Annotated in this window: 21 protein-coding genes; 8 read left to right on the top strand and 13 right to left on the bottom strand. The window is 41.2% G+C overall.

What is annotated here, in order from left to right; genetic code table 11:
• The first annotated feature begins 437 nt into the window (after window positions 1–437).
• Window positions 438–692: a TIGR03643 family protein gene (locus HWQ39_RS30010; RefSeq protein ID WP_292853521.1), complete on the top strand. Its 255-nt coding sequence runs from the start codon at window positions 438–440 to the stop codon at window positions 690–692.
• A 261-nt stretch (window positions 693–953) separates the two neighbouring features.
• Here HWQ39_RS30010 and HWQ39_RS30005 read toward each other — a convergent pair whose 3' ends face one another.
• Window positions 954–1,130: a hypothetical protein gene (locus HWQ39_RS30005; protein ID WP_292853519.1), complete on the bottom strand. Its 177-nt coding sequence runs from the start codon at window positions 1,128–1,130 to the stop codon at window positions 954–956.
• Between the two features lie 117 nt (window positions 1,131–1,247).
• On the opposite strand from HWQ39_RS30005, the gene HWQ39_RS30000 reads away from it, so the two are divergent.
• Window positions 1,248–1,373 (top strand): hypothetical protein, encoded by a 126-nt coding sequence (locus tag HWQ39_RS30000; RefSeq protein ID WP_292853517.1) that lies wholly within the window; start codon window positions 1,248–1,250, stop codon window positions 1,371–1,373.
• A gap of 36 nt (window positions 1,374–1,409) precedes the next feature.
• On the opposite strand, the gene HWQ39_RS29995 is transcribed toward HWQ39_RS30000, so the two are convergent.
• From HWQ39_RS29995 to sufB, 7 genes are all read right to left on the bottom strand, one after another.
• Entirely contained in the window at window positions 1,410–2,681 is a 1,272-nt protein-coding gene (locus tag HWQ39_RS29995) for an alpha-L-fucosidase (RefSeq protein WP_292853515.1), read from the bottom strand.
• Window positions 2,682–3,036: 355 nt separating this feature from the next.
• On the bottom strand, window positions 3,037–3,279 hold the full coding sequence (locus HWQ39_RS29990; protein ID WP_292853513.1) for a transposase: 243 nt from the start codon (window positions 3,277–3,279) through the stop codon (window positions 3,037–3,039).
• 570 nt (window positions 3,280–3,849) lie between these two features.
• A complete protein-coding gene (locus HWQ39_RS29985; RefSeq protein ID WP_292853511.1) occupies window positions 3,850–4,533 on the bottom strand; it encodes an ATP-dependent Zn protease in 684 nt (227 codons plus the stop codon).
• A 218-nt stretch (window positions 4,534–4,751) separates the two neighbouring features.
• Window positions 4,752–6,014: a cysteine desulfurase gene (locus tag HWQ39_RS29980; RefSeq protein WP_292853509.1), complete on the bottom strand. Its 1,263-nt coding sequence runs from the start codon at window positions 6,012–6,014 to the stop codon at window positions 4,752–4,754.
• Between the two features lie 28 nt (window positions 6,015–6,042).
• Complete coding sequence (gene sufD / locus HWQ39_RS29975; RefSeq protein ID WP_292853508.1) at window positions 6,043–7,410, bottom strand: Fe-S cluster assembly protein SufD; 1,368 nt, start codon at window positions 7,408–7,410, stop codon at window positions 6,043–6,045.
• Window positions 7,410–8,198: a Fe-S cluster assembly ATPase SufC gene (gene sufC / locus HWQ39_RS29970; protein WP_292853506.1), complete on the bottom strand. Its 789-nt coding sequence runs from the start codon at window positions 8,196–8,198 to the stop codon at window positions 7,410–7,412. Before sufC ends, sufD begins: the two co-directional genes overlap by 1 nt.
• Before the next feature lie 130 nt (window positions 8,199–8,328).
• Entirely contained in the window at window positions 8,329–9,768 is a 1,440-nt protein-coding gene (gene sufB / locus HWQ39_RS29965) for a Fe-S cluster assembly protein SufB (protein WP_292853504.1), read from the bottom strand.
• 404 nt (window positions 9,769–10,172) lie between these two features.
• On the opposite strand from sufB, the gene sufR reads away from it, so the two are divergent.
• Both sufR and HWQ39_RS29955 read left to right on the top strand, forming a co-directional pair.
• Window positions 10,173–10,856 (top strand): iron-sulfur cluster biosynthesis transcriptional regulator SufR, encoded by a 684-nt coding sequence (gene sufR, locus HWQ39_RS29960; protein WP_292853502.1) that lies wholly within the window; start codon window positions 10,173–10,175, stop codon window positions 10,854–10,856.
• A gap of 67 nt (window positions 10,857–10,923) precedes the next feature.
• Window positions 10,924–11,184 (top strand): hypothetical protein, encoded by a 261-nt coding sequence (locus HWQ39_RS29955; RefSeq protein WP_179068084.1) that lies wholly within the window; start codon window positions 10,924–10,926, stop codon window positions 11,182–11,184.
• Between the two features lie 193 nt (window positions 11,185–11,377).
• On the opposite strand, the gene HWQ39_RS29950 is transcribed toward HWQ39_RS29955, so the two are convergent.
• On the bottom strand, window positions 11,378–11,869 hold the full coding sequence (locus HWQ39_RS29950; protein WP_292853499.1) for a DUF1499 domain-containing protein: 492 nt from the start codon (window positions 11,867–11,869) through the stop codon (window positions 11,378–11,380).
• Window positions 11,870–12,098: 229 nt separating this feature from the next.
• Between HWQ39_RS29950 and HWQ39_RS29945 the strand changes: the two genes are divergently transcribed.
• Window positions 12,099–12,371 carry a hypothetical protein gene (locus HWQ39_RS29945; RefSeq protein ID WP_292853497.1) on the top strand — a complete coding sequence of 91 codons (273 nt, stop codon included), beginning with the start codon at window positions 12,099–12,101 and terminating at the stop codon, window positions 12,369–12,371.
• Window positions 12,372–12,555: 184 nt separating this feature from the next.
• Here the strand turns inward: HWQ39_RS29945 and HWQ39_RS29940 are convergent, their stop codons facing one another.
• Complete coding sequence (locus HWQ39_RS29940; protein WP_292853495.1) at window positions 12,556–13,188, bottom strand: hypothetical protein; 633 nt, start codon at window positions 13,186–13,188, stop codon at window positions 12,556–12,558.
• Between the two features lie 311 nt (window positions 13,189–13,499).
• Window positions 13,500–13,826 (bottom strand): YbjQ family protein, encoded by a 327-nt coding sequence (locus HWQ39_RS29935; protein ID WP_292853493.1) that lies wholly within the window; start codon window positions 13,824–13,826, stop codon window positions 13,500–13,502.
• Window positions 13,827–14,464: 638 nt separating this feature from the next.
• Between HWQ39_RS29935 and HWQ39_RS29930 the strand changes: the two genes are divergently transcribed.
• Window positions 14,465–15,145, top strand: a complete 681-nt coding sequence (locus tag HWQ39_RS29930; protein ID WP_292853491.1) for a tetratricopeptide repeat protein — start codon at window positions 14,465–14,467, stop codon at window positions 15,143–15,145.
• 2 nt (window positions 15,146–15,147) lie between these two features.
• Here the strand turns inward: HWQ39_RS29930 and HWQ39_RS29925 are convergent, their stop codons facing one another.
• Window positions 15,148–16,050 carry an ABC transporter ATP-binding protein gene (locus HWQ39_RS29925; protein ID WP_292853489.1) on the bottom strand — a complete coding sequence of 301 codons (903 nt, stop codon included), beginning with the start codon at window positions 16,048–16,050 and terminating at the stop codon, window positions 15,148–15,150.
• Window positions 16,051–16,280: 230 nt separating this feature from the next.
• Here HWQ39_RS29925 and HWQ39_RS29920 point away from each other — a divergent pair, with 230 nt between their 5' ends.
• A complete protein-coding gene (locus HWQ39_RS29920) occupies window positions 16,281–17,882 on the top strand; it encodes an alkaline phosphatase D family protein (protein WP_292853487.1) in 1,602 nt (533 codons plus the stop codon).
• Window positions 17,883–18,098: 216 nt separating this feature from the next.
• Here the strand turns inward: HWQ39_RS29920 and HWQ39_RS29915 are convergent, their stop codons facing one another.
• The gene (locus HWQ39_RS29915; protein WP_292853485.1) at window positions 18,099–19,466 is read right to left on the bottom strand and encodes an ATP-binding protein; all 1,368 of its coding nucleotides are present in this window, start codon (window positions 19,464–19,466) and stop codon (window positions 18,099–18,101) included.
• A gap of 663 nt (window positions 19,467–20,129) precedes the next feature.
• Between HWQ39_RS29915 and mutS the strand changes: the two genes are divergently transcribed.
• Window positions 20,130–22,769, top strand: a complete 2,640-nt coding sequence (gene mutS, locus HWQ39_RS29910) for a DNA mismatch repair protein MutS (RefSeq protein WP_292853484.1) — start codon at window positions 20,130–20,132, stop codon at window positions 22,767–22,769.
• Window positions 22,770–23,080: the final 311 nt, after the last annotated feature.

The following is a 23,080-nucleotide window of genomic DNA, read 5'->3' as shown; positions in this document are numbered from 1 at the left end:
AGTTTTTAGCGATCGCACCTTTTTTGCCCAACCTCACAAAATCGCGTTGCTCCCGTTGTCAAGGTGAATCTTGAACAACCTGCTGCATAGTCTGAACCTTCTCTACCGACAATGATTGATTGAGATAGCTAAAAGCCCAGTCATGAGATGACTGGGCTTTTTTTTATGCGATGTCTACGACGAGCTATTTGGTGTCGCTTGTGGCAGTAACGCACCGCGTCTTCAACAATTTTATCGATTTTTGTAGGTTGGCGTTGTCCAAATCCTTTGCCAGACATGGTAGTTAGTGTATTGAATACAGGGATTTTAGCAGGGGGAGCAGGGGGAGAAATTTTATTAGTTGCTAAATCATCCTGCTTTCGGGAGCAACGCCGTAATTCTTTAAGATAAAAAGTAAAATAGATGTAGCTCGAATTGACCAATTATAAGCTCTCGGCATGAAGTTACCAAACCTTGATCTCGAAACTATTGATCGCATCATTGAAATGGCATGGGAAGATAGAACACCAATGGATGTTATTGAAACTCAGTTTGGGCTACAAGAGAAACAGGTAATTGCTTTAATGCGGCAGCAAATGAAAGAATCCAGTTTTCGTATGTGGCGAGAGCGAGTTACCAAACGCAAGACAAAACATTTATTTAAGCGAGAGTTTATTGTAGGTAGGTTTAAGTCACAAAATCAAAAATCATGAACGAATGGCACTAAGAAAAGATGTTTACGGAATACCGCATCACAACCAAGTTTGGTAATAGCAACCATATCGGCATAAGCGCAAAAAGCCCTATCCCCTAAAAGTACATCATTTGGTTTGACAAAACTGTACAACCTCCTAGCTAATTTAATATCATGAGTGTTCAAAACGTCTATGCACAAAGCAACAGCGGCTCCTGTCACCAAACTGAATACCACACCAATTTTAGCAATTGGAAAGCCACATCCGGGCTGTTGACTGCTATGTTGAGGATAAACTTTGCTGGTTTTCTAGAGTATCAGGCATAGAAACAGAGGAACCGTCTATTACCTTCACATTTCGACCACACCATAAATATTCTTCTGTAACTTTTTCTTCTAGATTTTGTGCCGTTGAGTTGAAAAGTTTCTCTAATAATTTTTCTGACAGCCAAGACAAGAGCAGCCAACCTACAGCGCTCGGTCATCGCAATTCTTGGAGACGCTACGCGTAGCAAGATCCCCGCAGAGGTACGCCACAACTGGCTAGTAATGTACTATAAAACACATAGTAAATGTGCGATCGCGTACCCGCCCATTTTATAGCGATGTCTACGACGATCTGCGCCTACGCTATGCATCCTCGCTGGATTTGGGGCGATCGCTTGAATGGAGAAATAAAGGGCGATGCCTACGGCGGTAAACTACGCTGTACTGTTGCTGAATTTACATTAATTACTCAAGAATCAATATCAATACAAATCACTGTAACGTATGGATTAATTACTGATTCAGGTACATCAATTGTTATTTCTCCTAACGGATTGGGATTAAGAATAGAATCTATAATTGCACAGCGACTTGTATAGGTTAGTGCTGTGCCGTCAGCCAGAAGAAACACTGATTTTACTTGCTTGATTGGTATACCCCTAACCGATATTGTCTCGTAAGGTTTCATTAATAGGTGTAGATAAATGCGATCGCCTCCGGCACGCGAAGCGCGAACGCCCTTACGAGTTGAGGGGCCATAAAATTGCCACGGTTCTAATCCTGGGGTTGTATCAAGTACACTTTCAGAGTGACTCTCCATCCAATCTGCTATATCTTTGAGACGCTCTAACTGCTCTCTAGGGATTTGTCCATTACCCATTGGACTAACATTAAGCAAGAGGTTGCCTCCTTTGCTTGCTACTTCGCACATTGTATGAATCAATTGACGAGAGGATTTGAAGTTGCAATCATCTGAATTATATCCCCAACTCTCATTAATAGTCAGACAAGTTTCCCAAGGATTCACAGGTGGGTGAGGAGGAATAAACTGCTCAGGAGTTTCAAAGTCTCCACAATTGGGTAGGCGATCATTAATGAGAATATTCGGTTGTAAATCACGAATCATTTTCGCTAATTTTTGAACCTGCCATTGCTCTGGAGTGCGTTCCCAACTTCCGTCAAACCAAATGATGTCAATTTGACCATAGTTGGTCAATAATTCTCGTATCTGATTGAACATAAATTGGATATATCGCTCCCACTGTTGCGCTGTAGGTTGAGGTAGCTGGTCAAAGCGATAAGGTTTATCTGCTTCTGTAAAAGCTGGATAGTCAGGATGATGCCAGTCACTAAGAGAAAAATAAAGACCAATACGCAATCCTACAGAGCGCATCGCTTCGACATATTCACGTACAATATCTTTTTTGTAAGGTGCAGATGCAATTGAAAAGTCTGATTCTTGGGTATGGAATAAAGCAAAACCATTATGATGCTTGGCTGTTAATATGGCATATTTCATTCCTATACTTTTTGCTAAATCTGCCCATTCTTGAGGATTGTATTGCTGTGGATTGAAAGTATTAGCTGTGTAGTGATATTTCTCAACTGGAATATCTTTGCAAAAAGGCAGGCTGAATACACCCCCAACTAACGGCCAAGATAACTCACATCCAATTTGAGAACTATGTCCCCAATGAATAAACATCCCCAATCGAGCTGTATCAAACCAGTTATTCATCATGGTGAAATTTGGCAATAATTATGCTGAACAAAGGAGAAATAGCTCCCGATAGCATCTTAGTACATATACAGATTTTGGTTGTTATTATTTATTGGCCACAGGTTTGAATTTAAAGAAGTCGATATGAATTGTCAACATCTCAATCAGCCCTTGGTCATCAGAAATATTCGCCCCTTGTACAGTGAGTAAAAAAGAGAAAGCCGAGAATATCTACTGCAAGATACCTTTTTATACCGTTCGTGGACTTGTAAAAACAAAACCCCTTGGTTTCGATACTAGCGTTACAAGTATTTTTGACTGCTTGGGAATCGATCATTATCAAGGTAGTCCAAAGGGGCTTTCTTCCTTCTTTTTCTCAGACTTTGTGATGTAAAATCTCCATGATATCCTCAATCAATCCATCACTGCGCCACTGCTTGTAATGCCAAAAAACTGTGGAATAGGGCGGCAAATCCTTCGGTAAGTCAGCCCAATTACAGCCATTTTTCAGTTGATAAAAGATGCCATCTAAAATTTGTCTTTTACTCCATTTAGGTGGACGAGTCAGCTTCTTTTTAGATAATAATGGTTCAATAATTAGCCACTCTTCATCTGTCAAACTACTTAAACACACGAGTAATAAAAACTACTGTTATTTTAAGGGTATACTAGATCCCAAATGGGTTCTATATAGCTCATAGATTGTTTGAGTCAGTATCACAGCTAGAAGATTTTTTAAATCAATTGTTAAATGTTCGCGTAGCGTCTTGCAAAGAAGGAGGCCTTATAATGGGAGTGCAAGATTAAAAATAAAGGCAATGCCGTTTATTAAATTTAGCTGCGTAACAACTTAGCAAGGATTATGTCAGGGTTTCTCCTATCTAAGACAGTTATATCCATCCAAGCCAATATTCACTAATTAGATGTCAACTACCAGAAATCTGAAAAAATCACGACTTTTCATAAATTAACAAATTATTTGTCAACATAATAGTATTAATAAAACTATGTTTTGATAAAACACTGTATGCAAGATGCAGAATCTTCTACAACCTCTACATAGAAGTATTTATCATTAAGTTTTAAAATCTCCCTTGATTTTATAGTTCATAAATACTATTGCCGACAATTAGTTAAGTACTAATGAACTTGTGACAGTTAGGGTGCGGAATGTGGGTTAAATAACTCCCTACTCCCTACTCCTTACTTCTAACTCAGCCTGACAACCTTCTACCGAAATGCCTTGTCGCATAGCATTAACTAAAGCCTCATAACTAAACCAATTTTCTTGGAGTAGAGTTTTTGCCTGGAGGGTATGAAACCGTAGTTTCTGCTGATAAGCTGATTCAGAAAATCCCAAAATTGCCAGGACTCCTATCAGCTTGCTTTTATCATCACTTCCACCCTCAGCATTATTAAAAACTAGAGTTTCAGCAGCAATACCCGCCATCCAAATAGTGCAGTACCGATCTAACATTTGGGCACTGATTTTACCTACTTCTAGTTGAGATGCTAATTCGCCATCATCAAAGCTAACGCCGCCTTGCCCAGTTTGACCCTGTTTCCAGGCTTCCCAAGCGCTGAGTGTATACCCCGTAACGGGAATACCCAACAGGTAAGCAACCAAAAAATGCCCAGCTTCGTGGTGGACGATGCGATCGCGATGTTCTTTTGAAAAACCAGCAATCCAATCTAAAAAAATAGTACCACCCTTGCCTTGCAAGCTGAAACTATCTAATGTCGCTATACCTAAGATAGTGAAGGTAGCAAGTGCCGGCACTGCCGGTGATAAGTTTAAGAATGGCCCCAGCAATACCGATAGGGTCATGAGAAAGATAGATATTGCAACTAAATTTAGGCTAGTCTGGCTCATTGAAACTTTTCTGAGAATCTTCTCTCATTATCGAACAGAATTCAGGAGTCAGAATGAATAATATCATTTCCACGGTTTTTCTAACTCTATCTAAAGTAAAGTAACTGTATGACACTTTAGTTGCTCCTGTAAAGAATCCAGATAATTAAATTGTGCCAATTATTAGCAAGATATGTTGCTGATATTTGGCACAATTAGTATCTAGATATTTTGTAACTTTAAGCAAGGAAACCTGCAAAAAAGTCCAGAGTTTCTTTCAGTGCTTTGATGAAAATATCAATTTCCTCGCGGGTGTTGTAGAAAGATAGACTTGCTCGTGCGGTTGCAGCAAGACCTAAGTAACGGTGTAATGGTTGAGTACAGTGATGTCCAGAACGGATGGCAATGCCTTCTTGATCTAATAATGTAGATAAGTCGTTAGCGTGGACTTCCCCGGCGGTAAACGACGCCAGAGCGGCTCTACCTTCCCCTTTCGCATTTGGTTTGGGGCCGTAAATTCTAATTTTGGGAATTTGCTCTAATTGTTGGAACAAATAAGCCGTTAATTCTGCTTCGTAGGCGTGGATTTTATCCATGCCGATATTGCTAAGATAATCTATCGCAGCCCCAAGTGCGATCGCTTCTCCAATTGCAGGTGTACCAGCTTCAAATTTATGTGGTAATTCTGCGTATGTAGAATGGTCTAAATACACCTCTGCAATCATCTCACCACCACCAAAAAAAGGCGGCATAGATTCTAACAATTCTAACTTGCCATACAGAAATCCTATCCCAGTTGGGGCGCACATTTTATGACCGGAAGCTACCAGCCAATCACAATCTATTTGTTGTACATCTATGGGGAAATGAGGAACACTTTGACAACCATCAACTAAAAATTTAGCACCGTATTCGTGAGCGAGCGCACCAATTTCTTGTACTGGATTAATACAACCCAAAGCATTAGAAATATGCACTACTGATACTAATTTAGTTTTGTTTGAAATCAGTTTTTTAAACTGCTCCAAATCAAAAGTTTCTTCAGGTGTAAGTTCCACAATTTTCAGGACTGCACCTGTTTTTTGTGCCACGAATTGCCAAGGTACAATATTACTGTGGTGTTCCATCACCGACAGAATAATTTCATCCCCAGGCTGCAAATTGTTCATTCCCCAACTGTAAGCTACTAAGTTAATCGCCTCAGTTGCGTTGCGGGTATAGACAATTTCCTGACGCGATGCAGCATTAATAAATTTGGCAACTTTATCTCTAGCACCTTCATAAGCATCGGTAGCTCTAGCACTCAGAGTATGGGCACCGCGATGCACGTTAGAATTATATTGCTCGTAATAATCCCGTAGGGTATTTAAGACGAACAAAGGCTTTTGTGATGTCGCAGCATTATCGAGATAAACCAGAGGTTTATCGTTAACTTCCTGATGCAAAATTGGGAAGTCGGCGCGAACTTTATCAGCAAGGGTTTTGGTAGGAGTGAAAGTCATTGGTAGATTAGTTATTATTCATTAGTCATTAGTCATTAGTCAGAGACTTAAGATTATTGACTGTGTTTAAAAGGATTTCTCGCAGAGAAGGAACTGGTATTTGGTTGATGATTTCGGCAGCGAAGGCGTTGATTAACAACTTTCGAGCATCATTTTCATCAATTCCCCGACTTTGCAGATAGAATATTTCGTCATCTTCCAATTGGCTGACGGTAGCACCGTGGGCGCACTTTACATTATCCGCAGTAATTTCCAATTGGGGTTTAGTATCAACTCTGGCTTTCGATGATAGCAGCAAATTCCGATTCAATTGGGCTGCATTTGTCAACTGCGCTCGCTTGGGAACTAAAACTTTGCCATTGAAGACTGCGTGAGCGCGATCGCCTACAATACACTTATGCAGTTGCTTACTCGTACTGTGAGGATAGTTGAGTGCGATCGCACTGTGAGTATCAGCTAACTGCTTACCAGAAATTATCGTCAAACCATTGAGAGTAGTTTCAGTCTGCTCACCAGTTTGCAAAATCTCCAAATTGTGCCGTGACAACTTCGCACCTAAAGTTATGGCATGACAAGTATATCGACTATCACGAGATTGGGTTACAGCAGTCTTCCCAATATGAAAAGCCTCTGCACCTTCTTGCTCAACCCTAGTGTGAGTCACTTGGGCATTGTCACCAACCCAAATTTCTGTAACCGCGTTAGTTAAGTAAACTTCTTTCTCTGCGCTCTCTGTGCCTCTGCGGTTCGTATACTCCTCAACCAACGTCACCTGCGAACCACTTTCCGCCACCACCAAACAACGCGGCTGCGAAATAGTCAGCGTCTCACCGGAAATAAACACCAAATGAATTGGTGTCTCAACTACCACATTCTTCTTCACCCACACCACAGCAGCATCAGTTATCCCAGCCGTATTGAGAGCCGTAAAAACCTCTTGCGCTCCCTCAGCTTGAGCTAAATACTGACGTACACCCTCCTGCTCAACCGCAGACAAACCAGCCAAATTACTCACCACAATCCCAGATGGTAAATCTGAAACTGCTGATAACTCCGGCGCAAAAACGCCATTTACAAATACCAAACGACTATTAGCCGCTTCTGGCAAAATATCAAATTGTAGAGACGTTGTATGCAACGTCTCTACATTAAATTGCACCTTACGCAGAGACGACAAATCAGTAAATCGCCATTCTTCCTCGCGGGTGGTGGGAATAGTCGAGTGGCGTACCCAACTAGCAGCACTTTGGCGTAATTCCTGTAGCCATCCCTCTGTTTTGGATGCAGTTACCTGATTTAACAATTCAGTTAGATAGGTATCTTTATCTAACAGAGTAGATGTCAAACTGACTAAATTCGAGTTGGGAATTGGACTAGGAGATACTTGAATACTCATTACACACCCACCTCAGCCGCAAATTCTTCCAGCACCCAGTCATAACCGCGAGATTCTAATTCCAGCGCCAGTTCTTTACCGCCACTGGTAATAATTCGCCCCTGTGCCATCACATGGACAAAATCAGGCACAATATAATCGAGTAACCGTTGGTAGTGGGTAATCAAAATTGTAGAATTTTTTGGATTTGCCAGTTGATTTACGCCATTGGCTACAATTCTCAGCGCGTCAATATCCAAACCCGAATCAGTCTCATCCAAAATTCCCAATTTTGGTTCTAGTAGCGCCATTTGCAGAATTTCATTCCGCTTTTTCTCACCACCAGAAAACCCTTCATTCAAACTCCGACTGAGAAAACTGGGATTCATCTTCACCACATCCAGCTTTTCCTCAATCAAATCGTCAAAATCAAAAGCGTCTATTTCCTCTAAACCTTGCGCCTTACGACGGGAATTGTACGCCACCCGCAAGAAATCCAAATTGCTCACACCCGGAATTTCTAACGGATACTGAAACGCCAAAAATACACCACTTCTGGCGCGTTCCTCCGGTTCCAACTCCAGCAGATTTTTCCCCTGAAAAATCACCTCACCGCCAGTCACCTCATACGCCGGATGCCCAGCCAACACCTTAGAAAAGGTACTCTTACCAGAACCATTCGGCCCCATGATCGCATGAATTTCACCCGATCGCACCTCCAGATTCACACCTTTCAGAATCGGTGTCCCATCAACATTAGCCGTCAGATTCCGTACTGACAGCACAACTTCACTATTTTCAATAATCATTTTTTCTCTCTTCTTTTTTGGTTAGTAGTAGCCGCTTTAGCGCTTTTATCCAGCGCTAAAGTGCTGACTACAAGCGTTAATCTTTTCGGTTTCTAGCGATTTCCCAGCAATAAAGTGCTGACTACAAACGCTATCCAACACTGCCTTCCAACTTCAAACTCAACAACTTATCAGCTTCCACAGCAAACTCCATCGGTAGCTGATTAAAAACATCCTTACAGAAGCCGCTAATCATCATCGAAATAGCATCTTCTGAAGAAATACCCCGTTGAGCAAAGTAAAATAACTGATCTTCCCCAATCTTAGAAGTAGAAGCTTCATGCTCCACCTTCGCACCGTTATTTTGCACCTGGATATAAGGGAAAGTATTCGCATGGGCATTATCCCCAATCAACATTGAGTCACACTGAGAATAATTTCTCGCCCCTTTCGCTGTCGGGTTAATTTTCACCAAACCCCGATAGCTATTGCTGGATTTACCTGCGGAGATTCCTTTAGAAATAATTGTACTGCGGGTATTCTTACCTACGTGAATCATCTTACTACCCGTATCAGCTTGCTGCATGTGATTTGTCAGCGCCACCGAGTAAAACTCACCCACAGAGTTATCACCCACTAATACACAGCTAGGATATTTCCAAGTAATTGCCGAACCTGTTTCTACTTGAGTCCAAGAAATCTTGGAATTTACGCCCTGACACAAACCGCGCTTGGTGACAAAGTTGTAAATACCGCCTTTACCGTTGGCATCGCCGGCGTACCAGTTTTGCACAGTGGAATATTTAATTTCAGCATTATCGAGGGCGACGAGTTCCACAACGGCGGCGTGCAACTGGTTGCTGTCATACATCGGTGCAGTGCAACCTTCGAGGTAAGAAACATAACTACCTTCTTCAGCAACAATCAAAGTCCGCTCAAATTGTCCCGTGTCACCAGAGTTGATGCGGAAGTAGGTAGAGAGTTCCATTGGGCATTTTACGCCTTTAGGAATATAGACAAAAGAACCATCGCTAAATACGGCGGCGTTCAAGGCGGCAAAATAATTGTCAGCAATAGGAACAACGCTACCCAGGTATTTTTTGATTAATTCTGGGTGTTCTTGCAACGCTTCCGAAAACGAACAGAAAATAACGCCGTCTTCCGCTAGCTTCTCTTTAAATGTAGTGGCGACAGAGACGCTATCGAAAATTGCATCGACGGCGACATTGGCCAGTCGTTTCTGTTCAGATAAAGAAATGCCTAACTTCTCGAAGGTTTCTAAAAGGGTTGGATCGACTTCATCCAGACTGTTTAGTTTTTCTTTCTTGCGTTTTGGCGCTGAGTAATAAATGATATCCTGATAATTTATTGGCGGATACTTGACATTCGGCCAAGTTGGTTCCGTCATTTTTTGCCACTGGCGATAAGCTCTGAGGCGAAAGTCCAGCATGAACTGCGGCTCGTTCTTCTTAGAAGAGATCAAGCGGATAACGTCCTCGTCTAGTCCACGCGGTATGGTGTCGGACTCAATGTCGGTAACAAAGCCGTACTTGTAAGGTTGGTTGACTAAGGTTTTGACAGTGGCACTCATCAGTAATAATCTCTCGTGTTCGGAACTTGAATCTCTATAAGGATGGGAGTCGGACTTTTCTTTAGCCGATTCCCCATATCGCATTACGGAATGGTTACACGGCTGCTAGAATAGTGGTGGAGAGTAAAACAACAGCTATGTTGTTTAATGTATCTTCATTTTACGATAAATTAACAACAACAATGTTGTCAAAGTCAAACAATTTTGGATTTTAGATTTGCAACTTTGGATTCAAAGAGACCACAAGGGTAGTTGGCTCAAGGATTTTAGATTGACGATCGCGTAGTGAGATACCAAAAAACTTTTTTAATCCCAAAATCCAAAACTCAAAATCCAAAATCGGCACGGTCAAATTTTTAAAGAAATTTTTGGGACGTTCGCTGAACGTCTCGTACAAAATGAAGATGGCGACTACTCACCAGTCCTCAACCAAGCAAGATATCCTAGAGTATCTGCACAAACACGAAAAAGCAACGGCTTTGGAGCTAGCTGAAGTTTTAGACGTTACCCCCCAAGCGATTCGTCGCCATCTTAAGGATTTGGAGACGGAGGAGCTAGTTTTGTATGCGACATCGGTACAGGCGGCAGGGATGGGGCGTCCGCAGCACGTTTATCAACTGAGTCCTCAAGGACGCGATCGCTTGCACCGCACAATGAGCGATCGCTTTGGTGATGGCCACGGAAATTTTGCGGTTTCGTTGCTAGACACCTTAGCCGAAACGGTAGGACACGACCAATTTAAATCGATTTTAGAGAAACAGTGGCAGCGCAAAGCTAAAGAATATCGCGATCGCGTCGGTAGCGGTTCACTGCGAGAACGGGTAGCCAACTTAGTAGAATTGAGAAAAGCGGAAGGCTTCATGGCAGAGTATCACCCTGTTGATGTGAATGACAGCTTTGAGTGCGATCGCTTTATTTTTATAGAACATAACTGCGCCATTTCTAACGTTGCCGAGTCTTTCCCCAGCGTTTGTGGTCACGAATTAGAAATGTTTGCAGCTGTATTACTAGATTGTACCGTAGAACGCACCCACTGGATTATCGATGGCGAACATCGTTGTGGCTATTTGGTACAAATTCGTCATTAGTCATTAGTCATTAGTCCTTTTTTTAATACTCAATGCCCCATGCCAAACCAAGTTTAAAATAGCTTTTATGGACGTAATACCACAGCAACCATCAGCACAATTTTTAACCCTGGAAGAGTCAGCAAAAGTAGACGCAGCTTTGTTGTCTTCCCCAGAAAAGTTTTTAACAAGATTGACAATTTCATCACTGAAGCTTTTAAAACATATTGCCCAAGAATACGGTGTTGCAATTGAAGATTTGACAGCCCAACAATTAATTGCTTGGTTTGAAGAAGATGGCAAAATTCGGCGTGAGCAGGGAATTGAAGCCTCCTACCTGAAATGGTGAACTAGATATAGACTAATACCAAGAACCCCGACTGAGCATTAAAAGTCGGGGTTCTATTTTTTTAGGCAATATGGTTCAGAGTTTTTGAGACGCGATAAATCACCGTCTCTACAAGTTTTTTTGGCTTATCTGAACATTCAAAGAGAAATTAGATTATGTTCAATCAGGTGAACTCACATTCATCAAATATTCATCAAATATTTAAATCGCGTAGAGCCAAACGAATTTGTTCTACACGCCTGCGGTTGACACCAAGATCCGATTCTCCTACGCGAGATGCCGAACGCAGATGAATTACAGACTCATTGGGAGGTAAATAAAACTCTACATCATCAACAAATTTAAAGATGCGGCTTTTAGAAAGGGCATGAATGTAATTATCTGTCTGTTCTATAACTTCTGTACGAGGAACAACACTGATTACTTTTAGTAAAGTTTCTTTCGCTACATTGCGGTCTAAATGATAAGGAATCGGGTCAATGGCGTGTTTTTTATCTGCGTTTTGACTGACAACACAGTTGTCTGAAGCCGGACAAGAACTTAGATGACCATTATCAACTCCCAAAGCAGAAGAAGCAGCCCAAGTAGCCCCAGTAAATATGAAACTACTAATTAAAGTTAGGAGTATTACAAAAGTGACACTCTGCAAGAGTCGTTGTGCGATAGATGTTAGCAGACGGGACATGATAAATTTATGCCTCAAGATTTAAATAGCACATTCCTCTTGCCATTATTGCTGGCAATAACGGAATCAAGCTAAAAAGTGACCAATAATTCAGATTTTCATTGACTACGAACCCAAAATCATTAGTAGGGGTTACTATTGCATTCCCTGGTGATTCCAGCTTTAACTCGGAAGAATTGGCTGGTATCGGCTTTGTTGTGGCCAACGTTAGAAAGTTTGATGGTTGTAGATGAACATAGGAATAATCGAGTCTTACAATAACGGATTTTTAGACGTTATACCAGAGGGTGAAGACAGCGACTATTGGCAAATTGCAGCTATACATATCAATGGCCAAGCTTACTGCCCTACTCCTCGGCTTTATCGTTCAGAAAAAGTGGCATTAGCAAAAGCTGCACAAATTTATGATTGGCTAGCTGACCACGAACACCAAATTAGTAATGGGGCTTGTAACTGTTCTGAATTGAAACTCGTGCTGTGGCAGCAACCAAAAATATCTTAGTTGACTAGCAATTTTAGATTTTGGATTAAAAGAATTTTTTGATTCATAACATATCTCAATCTTGCTGTTATGACAATCCCATCTTTGCTGATTTTTTGGCAAACAATATAGCTCTGACAAAAAGCACCTTTTATCAAGGTGCTTTTATTTAAAATAAATAATATTTGATTTTTCAAACAATTATTTAAGCATTGTAATTGTTAGTCCGAGGGCTACGAGCGCCAGTTACGGCTCCAATCATTGAGGCTATTAAACCCAACAAAGAACCAAACACAAACCACCACAATCCCGAACGTATATTAGCTGCCGTTTCACGAGCTTGTTGGGCACTTATGTTTGCTTGTGGTACATTAACGCCACCTTGCTGTTGTACCTGGTTTATGACTTCTCCTGCGTTAGAAGCAGCAACACCAAAAGCACCAGATACTCCGCTTGCTAAAAGCCATGAGCTAACTGCCAAAGTCGTTGCCCAAAGAATTGCGCCGTTAAGAAGAGCTGTATTGCGGTTCATGGGTCCACAAGCACGGGCTGTAACCCAACCACCAGTGAATAGGGAAATTAGTAAAGCGATAGTTGACCAAAGCCCCGCATTACCCGCAGCGTTAGGGGCAATTGTTCTGGGTGCGCCTGAACCTGCAACTGTGCCTGCCGCAACCGCAGCAATGATAGAACTCAAAATTAATTGTGTAGCTAAAGAAACTAACAAACCAGCAATAATCGGCCCCCAGCGAACACGATCGTGATATTCAGCTACTCTACCTGCTACCGCGGTATCAGTAGGAATAACGTCATTGCCTGTCCGATTTACGTATGACATAGATTATGTTCTCCAGTGCTGTTTCAGCAAAGTTTCTGCTTAGGTACATTCATCCTTTATCCTTAAAATTAAATAACGAAATCATCTGTTTTCATCTCTATCAATAGAAAGAGTTAATAGGTGTATCTTTAGTGAGAACAAATAGACTTTTTTATTTAACAATTTTTAATAAAATTTAGTATTTATTAATACTTGAATCATTAATAATAAATGATCCATATAAAAACTTTCCAACTATATTAGCTTTTATGAAAAACAGCTTTAATAGTGTATGTAATTAGACTTAATAAAAAACTGAATTACGAATTATTTTAACGCATCCTCACAGCTGTGCCTGTGGCAGTAATCAGCAAAAGAACTCCTGATTGGTCAAGATTGATTGTGCCAGTATCAATTTCAATCCCGATTACGGCATTTGCTCCTAAACGTTGGGCGCGTTGTTCTAACTCTTCTAACGCCTTGCGTTGACCCTGCTCAAATAGACGCTCATAGCTAGCAGTGCGTCCACCAATAATATCGCGAATTCCAGCCAAAAAATCCCGCAAGAAATTGCTGCCGTAGACTACTTCTGCTGTCACAACACCTAAATATGAATCAATCACGGCTCCTTGAATCACATCAGTTGTAGTTATAATCATAAATTAGCCTTCTAGATAGGATATGTGTTGATATTTATTATTTCAGATGTTTATCGAAATAATTGAGCAATTGTAACTTTGATGACAGAATATCGGTTTGATAAATATCCTCTCACACAATTTTAGATTGCGCTTTGACCTTTAATATTGCTCTAAACAGAAACCAAGATTTCAAGGAACATTTGACTGATTAAATTTATCTTACCGTGTAATGACCAAAGAATGATGTGAATGCCTAGATGATGATTTCTCAAAAGGTAGTATCAAGAACTCTAAATTAGAAAATTGGATTTAAATAAAAAACAGGAATGAATCTTAAACCCTGTAACCTTGGCACATCAACATTTAGGATTAAGTCAGATGCCTGTTGGGATTTTCCGAATAGCACGTATAACTACTGACTGAAAGAGGTGTCATTTTGCGTTTGTACTGGTTTATATGTAGGGTAACTTGATGTGAAAGTTGATATCTTACACTTTATCCTTCAGTGAAAACTCTGTTACGCAGTGTTGATTGTAAAGGAAAGATGAATGAACTATTAACATCTTAATCAATACGAATAAATACAGTTTTCAAAAGTCCATATTTTTGTTTTAATGTACAAGAAAAAAGTTCTCTAAAATTTCAGGAAATTTACTGTGTACAAGCCAACATCATTCGTGTTTAGCGTGGTGTTACTAGGATGTTTTACCTTCACCATACCTTCAGTAGCTTACGCCCAGGTATTAGTGGCACAAGCCAAAAACCCACAGTTAAAGCAACTGCTAGAAGAAGGACGGAGGCTGGTGGATGCCGGTGATTATGGTGGTGCGATCGCTGTTTATCAACAAGCAGCTAGTTTAGATCCCAAAAATGCTAAAATCCATTCAGGCATTGGTTATCTGTACGCTCAACAAGGAAATTACCAGGCAGCATTAACAGCTTATCGTCGGGCGATCGCAATCAACCCTAACAACAGTGATTTTTACTACGCTGTGGGCTACATCAAAGCGAATTTGGGCGACACACCAGGGGCAAAGGAAGGCTACCGTCGTGCCATACAGCTGAATCGTAACAACGTTAACGCCTATTTAGGATTGGCTGTGACGCAATCGCGTATGGGAGACTATAATGCAGCTACTTGGGCATACCAACAAGCCATAGACTTGGATAAAAACAACGCCCAAACTTATGAGTTGATGGGTTCGATGTATAAACAGCGACGACAAACCAAACAAGCGAACAGCTTGCTTCAGAAAGCCCGTGACTTGTACAAGCGCCGCAATGACTCAGGTGGTGTCGAAAGGGTAGAAGCCATGCTGCGGCAGTTAGGAGGATGAGATTAATCTAACTGGCGTCCCGTTAATTCTACAAAAATATCTTCCAGATTAGAGGGACGCACCATCATTCCGGTTTTATCAGGCTGTTCATTCAAGTAGATATTTGCTGCTTCCAACGATGGGAAAAACAGATATTCCCAACTACGAGCGCCATCACTTCCCACATCAGACACACCTAATTGTTTCATCACCAAACCTTCACCGTGAGTAGAACGCAGCTGTTGTAAAGTTCCCAAAGAAATCAGTTTACCGCTATCCATAATACCGATGCGTCCTGGCTTGGTAGAGCCAAAGGCATCGCACAAAAATTCGACCTCATCCATATAATGGGTCGTCAGTAGCATCGTCATCCCTTGTTTATTTAAATCCCGAATAATTTCCCAGAGGCGTCGCCTGGTTTGGGGGTCTAGTCCTACCGTTGGTTCATCCAAAAACAAAATTTGCGGTTGATGCAACAAAGCTCTCGCAATCTGCAACCGTCGTTTCATACCCCCAGACAGGGTTTTTACCAAATCATCACGTTTTTCTGCTAGTTCAACATACTCTAGCCATTGATTAATCAATTTTTGTCGCTGCGGGTTACTAATGTGATGTAGTCTCCCGTGCAGTTCCATATTTTCCCAAACGGTTAAATCATTATCTACACTGACTTGTTGCAAGACTACGCCAATACTCTGTTTTGCCAACGTTGCTTGGCGCATCACATCATATCCACCTACTTCTATGCGTCCTTGAGATGGTTTGGTGAGTGTAGTCAGCATCCGAATTGTGGTTGATTTACCCGCACCGTTCGGGCCAAGTAGAGCAAATATCTCTCCTGCTTCAATTTTGAATGACAGGTCATTGACTACAGGTACATTGTTGTAAAACTTGTAGACATTTTCTAAAAATACAGCAGCAGTCACGTCGCTTCGCTCCGAATTCAAAATTCAAAATTTAAAATTAACAAACTCATAAATTTCGGTCATAGATAAATTTGCTCGTACAAGTTATTAATCAAGATTACCATTCTGATTACATCAAACTAAATATATTTTATTAACCCTGGGATAACTCAATCTTTACTCATTGCCATAAAAGGATGTGGTAAACATTTATCCTGTAATACCTTAGTTTAAGGTTGCTATTATTTAGTATGGAATCTCATCACCCATTGAAGCTAAACCGCCGCCAGTTTTTGCTACGCTCTGCTATCACTGCCGGTGGAATTATTTCTACAGATTTTGTAGCAAAATCACCAGTTTTTGCCCAAGCGCCTGCAATTATCACCTCTGATAAAATGCGTCCTACTATACCTTATGGTGTAGCAAGTGGAGACATATCTAACGATGGCATTGTGATTTGGAGTCGCAGCGATCGCGCCGCCAAAATGATTGTAGAATATTCTAGCAGCGAATCTTTTCGCAATGTGCAGCGAGTTGTCGGGCCTAATGCTTTAAAAAATAGCGACTTTACGGCACGACTTTATCTGAAGAATCTACCACCAGACCAAAAATTATTTTATCGGGTAATTTTCCAAGATTTAGATTATCAACGTACTTGCAGCGCTCCTTTTTATGGTACTTTCCGAACTCCCCCCAAATCTGGGCGAGATGTATTCTTTGTTTGGGGTGGCGACACCGCCGGTCAAGGATGGGGAATTAATCCTGATTTCGGTGGGATGAAAATTTATGAAACTATGCGCCAACTTCATCCCGATTTTTTCATCCATTCGGGCGATAATATTTATGCTGATGGCCCCATTCAATCACAAGTGACTTTAGACGACGGCACAATTTGGAAAAACATCACTACACCAGAAAAATCCAAAGTAGCAGAAACTCTCACAGAATTTCGTGGCAACTATACATATAATTTGCTGGATAAAAACATTAAGCGTTTCAACGCTGAAGTTCCCATATTGGCACAGTGGGACGACCACGAAACAAGAAACAATTGGTATCCCGGACAAATTATCCTCAACGATGACCGTTATACAGTTAAGGATGTTAACTTGCTAGCCGAAAGGGCAAGACAGGCATTTTTAGAATATCTGCCTATTGGATATGAAAGCAATAATCCAGATAAAGCGAAAATTTATCGCTCTTTCAACTATGGCCCACTATTAGACATTTTCATGCTGGATGAGCGCACCTACCGGGGGCCAAATTCCCCCAATAATCAGCCAGTACCAAGTAAAGCAACAGACTTTTTGAGCAAAAAACAAGTGCAATGGTTGAAAAGGCAATTGCTGTCATCAAAAGTAACATGGAAAGTGATTGCTAGTGATATGCCTTTGGGACTGCTAGTTAAAGACGGTAGCACTGATTTTGAAGCTTGGGCAAATGGAGATGGCCCAGCTTTAGGAAGAGAATTAGAACTTGCCGATTTACTACAATTTATCAAAAATAAAAATATCCAAAATGTTGTTTGGTTAACTGCTGATGTACATTACGCAGCAGCCCACTATTATGACCCCGCCAAAGCACAGTTTACCGACTTTAAGCCTTTTTGGGAGTTTGTCGCCGGGCCACTTAACTCTGGTACATTTGGGCCTAACCAATTGGAAAATACTTTTGGCCCACAACTGGTATTTCAAAGCCTTCCTCCAGGTACAAAAGCAAATCGACCGCCAAGCGAAGGTTTGCAATTCTTTGGAGGAGTTAAAATTGATGGAAATACAAAGGTGATGACGGTAACACTGCGTAACTTGGCTGGGAAGACTGTTTACAGTGTAGATTTACCGCCAGAAAAATAAATCGGCTAAATATAGCCAGTTAGATAGAGTAATTACGCAATTTTTTACTTTGTCTGCTGGCTTTGCTGTCTTTTAGGTGGGATGTTGAAGAAGAAAAATATTGTGCGATGCCTGCGGCGGGCTTTGCCCACCCCACAAGAGTTAATTGGATATTTTTTTATTTGTCAGTCTGTTAGTAGCTAAATCTAGATAGGTACTGGTTTGTTCACTAAATTGTTATGAATTAAGTTGGACAGGAATTGTAATAATAAACTCAGTTCCTTCTTTTACAGGAGATATACATTGCAGTTGACCACAATGTTTTTCTACAATAATTTGATAGCTGATAGATAACCCCAATCCAGTGCCTTTACCGACGGGTTTAGTGGTGAAAAAAGGGTCAAATAATCGCTTTTGTATATCCTTGGGAATTCCAGTACCATTATCGGCAATGCGAATCACTACTTGGTGATTATCTGTGACTTCAGTACGAATACGAATTAAGGGTGATTTTAGAGTTGAATCATCTGATTCAAAATTATCGAAAATAGCATCAATTGCATTTGCTATAATATTCATAAATACTTGATTTATTAACCCAGGATAGCATTCTACTAAAGGAATATTCCCATATTGTTTAGAAATAATAATTGTTTGACCTGTTTGCTGATTGATTAGACGGCTTTGTAATATTATGAGAGTGCTATCAATACCTTCATGAATATCAACTATTTTTTTCTCAGATTCATCGAGGCGAGAGAAATTGCGTAATGAAAGAACTATCTCTTGGATACGTTCAGTACCAAACTTCATAGAATCAAGAAGCTTGAGGTAATCAGCAGTTAAAAATTCTAGTTCCATTTCTGCGATCGCAGCTTGAATTTCTGATACTGGTGCAGGATAATGATATTGATATAGGTTAATTAATTTTAGTAAATCTTGAGTGTAATTGAGCGCATAAACAAGGTTGCCAGCAATAAAGTTAACAGGGTTATTGATTTCGTGTGCAATCCCAGCAACAAGTTGCCCCAAAGCCGCCATTTTTTCATTCTGAATTAATCGAGTATAGTTATTCTTCAGGTTACGAAAACCTTGTTTGGCGATTCTAGATTGTTCTTCTACTTGCTCTAATTGAGCTAATGTTAAAATATGAATTTGAGAATGAGCTAAAAGTAACTGATGGAAATCGAGTAGTTTATAGCTGCCTAACTGAGTTTCTATTAAAATCGGCTCATATACAAATTGAGACTCTCGTTGCAAAGCTACCTTATTTGCTTCTATAATGAGCGTCTCCTCAGAAATTACACATACATCTGGTTGCAAAAAGTTAATCAGATTTATCGCAGGTCGTTTAGAAAATAGTGGGAAACTATAGGGACGGCTCATGTGTTCAAAAAATCTTTGTCGGGAAATCATGCCTACATAGTTATGATTTTTCATTAGGATAATTCCTGGTAGTAAAGGCTCTTGCTTAAAAAGTCTATTCAAATCATTTGCTGGATTATCTGCATCGAAGTAAACAGACCAAAGCGGTAATTCTTGCAAAGTAGACTCTAATCGCAAGTTCAGATTATTAGCATTTGTCATGCTATGTATAGCTAACATACTTTCAATCCTTAACCTTGAGTTAACATTTCTGGTAATATCCCGAACAAGCATTGCAATAATTGCAAAGTTAATCAATCTTATAGTTCCCTAATTACTGCTTAAAAGAACAGTTATACTGCAAATATTTTCTGTACTAAACATCTAGTAAAAATGACGTATACACAATTAATGAACTATGCATATCAAGGATTTATGGCAACACATAATTAATTTATGGAGATGTGTTCTGGACAATTAGTAGCAATTAAGAATTACGGAAAAATCGCCAAATTGCTGATATTGATGTTTTCAGAGAATTTTATGGAGAGGAGCGTAAAAATTGTTTCTAAAACTACTCTGAAAGTATGGCTTGAGGCAGCTACTTGCCACACGGAGAAGGGCAATTATCATAAAAGCATACACGCCCCAAACCTTTTAGCGTTGTTGCATGTAGCTAGGATTCGCTAAGCTTCGCCAGACTGCGTGATACCGAAGGTGTTGGCGTTCGCGTAGCGTGTCGTAGACAAGCCATCGCCTGTTCACCACACTAACTGCAATAATAGGTGTATCAACCTACAACTCCAGCCAAGAGTAAAAAAATCTTGAGCGATCGCTATTCACCTCTAACATCAAGCTATCATCGGATATTGTGGAATTTCCGCGCGTAACTCAATAGCATCTATGACCGCTTCTCACTCTGAAACTCCATCTACCAAACCCGACGCGAGTACTTTTATTTCCGACCATCAAAAGGTAGACCGCAGTAAGCTAAGTCAAATGTACCTGCACTATGTCGAGACGAAAGATAAATATCCTCACGCGGTATTGCTGTATCGGGTAGGAGATTTCTTTGAATGCTATTTCCAAGATGCTGTCAAACTAGCACAAGAATTGGAATTAGTTCTCACTAGTAAGCAAGCTGGAGAACAGGGACGGGTGGCGATGTCTGGTGTTCCGCATCATGCTTGGGAACGCTATGCGACGATGCTGGTAGAAAAAGGCTATGCAGTGGTAATTTGTGACCAAGTGGAAGATGCTTCTGAAGCTGCTGGGAGATTGGTACGGCGGGAAGTAACGCGCATCCTTACTCCTGGTACTTTGCTAGAAGAAGGAATGCTGAAATCCAGTCGCAATAATTACTTAGCAGCAGTAGTAATTGCCGCAAATCATTGGGGTTTAGCTTATGCAGACATCTCTACAGGTGAATTTCTCACCACACAAGGTAGTGATTTAGAACATTTGACACAAGAATTAATGCGCTTGCAACCTTCAGAGGTCTTAGTGCCGACAAATGCGCCCGATTTGGGTAGTTTGTTGCGTCCGGGAGAGACTTCGCCACATCTGCCGGAGTGTTTGCCACCATCATTTTGTTATAGTTTGCGATCGCAACTACCTTTTTCTCAAGGTGAAGCTAGACCTAGATTATTGCAGAAATTTAAGGTGCGATCGCTCGAAGGGCTTGGTTGCGATCATCTTCCCCTCGCTGTCCGTGCGGCTGGCGGTCTTCTCGAATACCTGGAAGATACTCAAAAAGAAAACCCTGTCACCCTCCAGAGACTCCGCAGCTACACTGTCACTGATTACCTAATTGTTGACAATCAAACCCGCCGTAACCTAGAAATTACTCAAACCGTCCGGGATGGCACTTTTCACGGTTCCCTACTTTGGGCGTTAGATAAAACGAGTACAGCAATGGGTGGGCGGGCTTTGCGGCGGTGGTTGTTGCAACCCCTACTCGATATTAAAGGCATTCGGGCGCGGCAAGATACCATTCAAGAATTGATGGAAAATACGCCCCTGCGTCAAGATTTGCGGCATTTGTTAAGGCAAATTTATGATTTAGAACGTCTTACTGGAAGGGCGGGTTCTGGTACAGCGAATGCTAGAGATTTAGTAGCTTTGGCAGATTCCCTCTCACGTTTACCGGAATTATCTAACTTAGTAGTTGAGACGCGTTCCCCCTTTCTCAAAGCTTTGCAAAAAGTTCCAAGTGTGTTGGAAGAATTGGCACAAAAGTTACACGCACATCTTGTAGAGTCACCACCTATACTAATTAAAGAAGGCGGATTAATTCGCCCCAGTGTAAATCCTCTGTTGGATGAAAGAAAGGCGACTGTAGAAGCAGACCAGCAGTGGATTGCAAACTTGGAAGTTGATGAGAGAGCTAAAACAGGAATTTCGACACTGAAGGTAGGATTTAACAAAACTTTTGGTTATTATATCAGTATTTCCCGCAGCAAAGCTGACCAAGTACCCGCTAATTATATCCGCAAGCAAACCTTGACCAATGAGGAACGTTACATCACCCCCGATTTGAAGGAACGAGAAGCCCGAATTCTGACGGCGCGGGATGATTTAAATCAGTTGGAATATGAGATTTTTACGGCTTTGCGAGAAGAGGTAGCACAAGAGGCGGAAGTAATTCGCAATCTATCTCGTGCAGTAGCGGCGGCGGATGTGTTGTGTGGTTTGGCTGAGTTGGCGGTGCATCAAGGTTACTGTCGTCCCGAAATGTTGCCAGGAAGGGAGATTAACATTGTTGATGGTCGTCATCCTGTGGTGGAACAGTCTTTACCTGCGGGGTTCTTTGTGCCGAATTCGACGCAATTGGGTCAAGAGTCATTAGTCATTAGTGATACCCTGCAAGAAGGCGAAACGCCTATGTCATTAGTAGATGACCAAGGACAAACCACAAATGACAATCCCGATTTAATTATTCTGACTGGGCCAAACGCTAGCGGCAAAAGTTGTTATTTGCGTCAGGTAGGATTAATTCAGTTAATGTCGCAGATTGGTAGTTTTGTACCAGCGAGGTTTGCTAGATTGGGAATATGCGATCGCATTTTCACCCGTGTCGGTGCAGTAGATGATTTAGCAACTGGTCAATCTACCTTCATGGTGGAGATGAATGAAACCGCAAATATTCTCAACCATGCTACATCTAGATCGCTGGTATTATTAGATGAAATCGGCCGTGGCACAGCAACATTTGATGGTCTTTCCATAGCTTGGGCGGTGGCAGAATATATCGCAGTGGATATTCGGTCACGCACAATTTTTGCCACCCATTACCATGAGTTAAATGAACTGGCTAGCATTATACCGAATGTGGCTAACTATCAGGTGACGGTGAAAGAATTACCCGACCAAATTATCTTTTTGCATCAAGTCCAACCAGGAGGTGCTGATAAGTCTTATGGAATTGAAGCGGGAAGATTGGCGGGTTTACCAACTGTAGTTATTCAACGAGCAAAACAAGTGATGGGGCAAATTGAAAAACACAGTAAGATTGCGATGGGGCTGCAAAATCTTGATGGGTAAGCACTTCCCGCAGAGTAAGTACACAAAAAAGTGAAGCAATCTCCGAACCCTTGCGATTGCTTCACTTCGCATCCTGCGGGAACGCTAAGAGCGAACGCAATGACAATTATTCAACCGGATATGATGTTTATCTCGTTCCCAGTCTCCGACTGGGAATGCTCGTCGTTGAGGCTCCGCCTCTCTTACTGGCGGTAGAGCCGCTATGAGCAGCATTTCCAGCCTACGGCTGGAAACGAGGTGTTAAAGGATTTTCAGCTTAAGTTGACACTAATACACATCTCTGAAAAAGAATGTAGAGACGTAGCAGTGCT

This window comes from Nostoc sp. NMS8, assembly GCF_017115045.1.
Classification (GTDB): domain Bacteria; phylum Cyanobacteriota; class Cyanobacteriia; order Cyanobacteriales; family Nostocaceae; genus Nostoc.
The sequence above is the reverse complement of the archived record's forward strand: the minus strand, read 5'-3'. Positions and strand labels throughout refer to the sequence as shown.

Excerpts from the sequence above, each read along its gene's own strand:
- HWQ39_RS30010 (WP_292853521.1), top strand. The coding sequence starts at position 438 with ATGAAGTTACCAAACCTTGATCTCGAAACTATTGATCGCATCATTGAA.
- HWQ39_RS29995 (WP_292853515.1), bottom strand. The coding sequence starts at position 2,681 with ATGATGAATAACTGGTTTGATACAGCTCGATTGGGGATGTTTATTCAT.
- HWQ39_RS29985 (WP_292853511.1), bottom strand. The coding sequence starts at position 4,533 with ATGAGCCAGACTAGCCTAAATTTAGTTGCAATATCTATCTTTCTCATG.
- HWQ39_RS29980 (WP_292853509.1), bottom strand. The coding sequence starts at position 6,014 with ATGACTTTCACTCCTACCAAAACCCTTGCTGATAAAGTTCGCGCCGAC.
- sufD (WP_292853508.1), bottom strand. The coding sequence starts at position 7,410 with ATGAGTATTCAAGTATCTCCTAGTCCAATTCCCAACTCGAATTTAGTC.
- sufC (WP_292853506.1), bottom strand. The coding sequence starts at position 8,198 with ATGATTATTGAAAATAGTGAAGTTGTGCTGTCAGTACGGAATCTGACG.
- sufB (WP_292853504.1), bottom strand. The coding sequence starts at position 9,768 with ATGAGTGCCACTGTCAAAACCTTAGTCAACCAACCTTACAAGTACGGC.
- sufR (WP_292853502.1), top strand. The coding sequence starts at position 10,173 with ATGGCGACTACTCACCAGTCCTCAACCAAGCAAGATATCCTAGAGTAT.
- HWQ39_RS29955 (WP_179068084.1), top strand. The coding sequence starts at position 10,924 with ATGGACGTAATACCACAGCAACCATCAGCACAATTTTTAACCCTGGAA.
- HWQ39_RS29950 (WP_292853499.1), bottom strand. The coding sequence starts at position 11,869 with ATGTCCCGTCTGCTAACATCTATCGCACAACGACTCTTGCAGAGTGTC.
- HWQ39_RS29945 (WP_292853497.1), top strand. The coding sequence starts at position 12,099 with ATGAACATAGGAATAATCGAGTCTTACAATAACGGATTTTTAGACGTT.
- HWQ39_RS29940 (WP_292853495.1), bottom strand. The coding sequence starts at position 13,188 with ATGTCATACGTAAATCGGACAGGCAATGACGTTATTCCTACTGATACC.
- HWQ39_RS29935 (WP_292853493.1), bottom strand. The coding sequence starts at position 13,826 with ATGATTATAACTACAACTGATGTGATTCAAGGAGCCGTGATTGATTCA.
- HWQ39_RS29920 (WP_292853487.1), top strand. The coding sequence starts at position 16,281 with ATGGAATCTCATCACCCATTGAAGCTAAACCGCCGCCAGTTTTTGCTA.
- HWQ39_RS29915 (WP_292853485.1), bottom strand. The coding sequence starts at position 19,466 with ATGTTAGCTATACATAGCATGACAAATGCTAATAATCTGAACTTGCGA.
- mutS (WP_292853484.1), top strand. The coding sequence starts at position 20,130 with ATGACCGCTTCTCACTCTGAAACTCCATCTACCAAACCCGACGCGAGT.